We start from the raw sequence: 2,668 nt of genomic DNA, 5'->3' as shown, positions 1-2,668 counted from the left end.
GTCCAGCTCGCCTTCGACCCGCAGGCGCATCTCCTTAAGGTCCATGTCGGTCGCGCCCATGTCCATGAGACGCCGCTCGACGCGGGCGACTGGGTCCTTCTCCATCCATTCGAGCTCTTCCTTCTTGGTCCGGTACTCGGGCAGGTTGGCGCGCATGCTGTGGCCGCCCCAACGGTAGGTGACGGCCTCGACGCAGCTCGGCCCTTCGCCGCGGCGTGCGCGCGCGACGGCCTCACCGACGGCGTCGTAGACGGCGACGAGATCATTGCCGTCCACGCGGGCTGCCGGGATGCCGTAGGCCCGGGCGCGAGCGGTCACGCCCTCGCCCGCGGTGGTGCGCGACTGGTCGGTGCTGAGCGCGTACTTGTTGTTCTCGCAGACGAAGATGAACGGGAGCTTCCACACCGCGGCCAGGTTCATGGTCTCGTGGACCGTGCCCTGGTTGGCCCCGCCGTCGCCGAAGAAGGACAGGACGACGCGGTCCGTCCCCCGGAGCTTGGTGGCGAGAGCAGCGCCCGCGCCGATCGGCACACCCGCCGCCACGATGCCGTTGGCGCCCAGCATGTTGAGGTCGAGCGCGGCGATGTGCATGGAGCCGCCGAGGCCGCGGCAGTACCCGTCCTCGCGCCCCATCAGCTCGGCCATCATGAAGTCGAGGCGCGCGCCCTTGGCGATGCAGTGGCCGTGGCCGCGGTGGTTGCTGATGACGGAGTCGTCCTTCGTCAGGTGCGCGCAGGCGCCGGTGGCGACCGCCTCCTGGCCGACGTAGCTGTGGGCGGTGCCCTTGACGTGGCCGGAATTGAAAAGCTCCACCGTCCTCTCGTCGAAGCGGCGGATGCGGACCATGACCTGGTAGAGCGTCTCGAGCGTTTGCCGGCTGAGTGGCATGGCTGATCTCCCTGAAGCGGTAAGCGAGTGGTCGCTGGCCTAGGTGTCGAGTGAGTCCCGCAGGAGCTGGGCCGGGTGCCGCGCACGCCGGCCGGACAAGTGCTCGATCTGCTGACGGCAGGAGATGCCGGGGGCGACCACCTCGGTGTCGGCCGGCGCGGCCTGGACGGCCGGCGCCAAGCGTCGATTCCCGAGCGTCACCGAGATATCATAGTGCTCCTTCTCGAAGCCGAAGGAGCCCGCCATGCCGCAGCAGCCGGAGTCCACCTCGCTGACCTCGTAGCCCGCCCATGCGAGGGCGGCCACCGTCGGCGCCGTGCCGACGAGCGCCTTCTGGTGGCAGTGGCCGTGGAGCAGCGCGCGGCGCGGGCCCGGCTTGAAGCGCAGGTCGAGACCGCGGGCCCGCTCGCGCAGGAGGAACTCCTCCAGCAGGAAGCTCGAGCGTGCCACTTCCCGTGCGGCGTCGGTTCGCAGGAGCTCGACCCACTCATCGCGAAGCGTCAAGAGGCATGAGGGCTCGAGCCCGACGACGGCGACGCCGCGGGCGACCCACGGAAGCAGGCGCTCGACGTTCCAGCGCGCGTGCTCCCTCGCCTCGTCGAGCATGCCCTTGGAGATGAGCGGGCGGCCGCAGCACTTGCGGTCCACGAGCTCGACCTTGTAACCGGCCGCCTCGAGCAGCTCGACGGCGGCCCGGCCGATCTCGGGCGCGTTGTAGGTGACGAAGGTGTCGTGGAAGAGAACCACGGAGCCGCGCAGCGCCTCGGCTGCAGGCGCCCGGCGACGGTCGAACCAGTCGGTAAAGGTCTCCCGCGCGAAGGCGGGCAGCGGGCGGCGGCGGTCGATGCCCAGCAGCGCCTCCATGAGGCGGCGGCTCGGCGCCGAAGCGGCGAGCCAGTTCGAGAGCGGCGCGAGCCTCGCGCCCCACCATGAGAGGCGCCCGATGTAAGCGAAGATCCGGTTGCGCAGCGGCAGGCCGTTGGCCTTGTAGTAGTGGTAAAGGAACTCGTACTTCATCTTCGCCATGTCCACGTTGGAGGGGCACTCGGCCTTGCATCCCTTGCACTCGAGGCAGAGGTCCATGACCTGGAAGAGCCGCTTCCCCGTGAAGTCCGAGGACGGCACCTTGCCCGAGAGGACGGCGCGGAGCGCGTTGGCCCGGCCGCGCGTCGAGTGCTCCTCGTCCCGCGTCGCCATGTAGGACGGGCACATGGTGCCTTCGAGCGTCTTCCGGCAGACGCCCACGCCGTTGCACATCTCCACCGCCGCGGCGAAGCCGCCCTGGGCGGAGAAGTCGAGCGAAGTCTTCGGCTCCCAGGTCTTGTACTCGGTGCCGTAGCGCAGGTGCTCGGTGACGCCCGGGCTCGCCACGATGTTGCCCGGGTTCATCAGGCCCTTCGGGTCGAAGGCCGACTTGAACTCGCGGAAAGCCTGGAACACGGCGGGGCCGTACACGCGCTCGAGGAAGGGGCTGCGCGCGCGGCCGTCGCCGTGCTCGCTCGAGATCGCGCCCTCGTACTCGAGGACCAGGTCGAAGATCTCGTCGGCCATGCCCCGCACCTGCTCGAGCCCGCGCGCCGTCTTGAGGTTCACCAGCGGCCGGATGTGCAGGCACCCGACCGAGCAGTGACCGTAGTACGCGCCCTCGGCGCCGTGCTTGGCCATGATGTCCCGGAAGCGCGGGACGAAGGCCGGCAGGTGCTTCGGATCCACCGCGGTGTCCTCGATGAAGGCGATGGGCTTGGCCTCGCCCTTGGTGCCGAGGAGGAGCCCGAGCCCC

General features: G+C 69.8%; 2 protein-coding genes. Both read right to left on the bottom strand.

Features of this window, described 5'->3' with window-relative positions; all coding sequences use genetic code 11:
- A partial coding sequence (locus tag VGV06_20025) for a thiamine pyrophosphate-dependent dehydrogenase E1 component subunit alpha (GenBank protein HEV2057430.1) occupies positions 1–888 on the bottom strand: 888 nt, incomplete at its 3' end.
- A gap of 39 nt (positions 889–927) precedes the next feature.
- Positions 928–2,668, bottom strand: a 1,741-nt coding sequence (locus VGV06_20020) for an FAD-linked oxidase C-terminal domain-containing protein (GenBank protein ID HEV2057429.1), incomplete at its 5' end; no start/stop codon positions are given.

This window comes from Candidatus Methylomirabilota bacterium (assembly GCA_035936835.1).
Classification (GTDB): Bacteria; Methylomirabilota; Methylomirabilia; order Rokubacteriales; family CSP1-6; genus AR37.
Note: the sequence above shows the minus strand (reverse complement) of the source record. Positions and strands in the feature narration are given on the sequence as shown.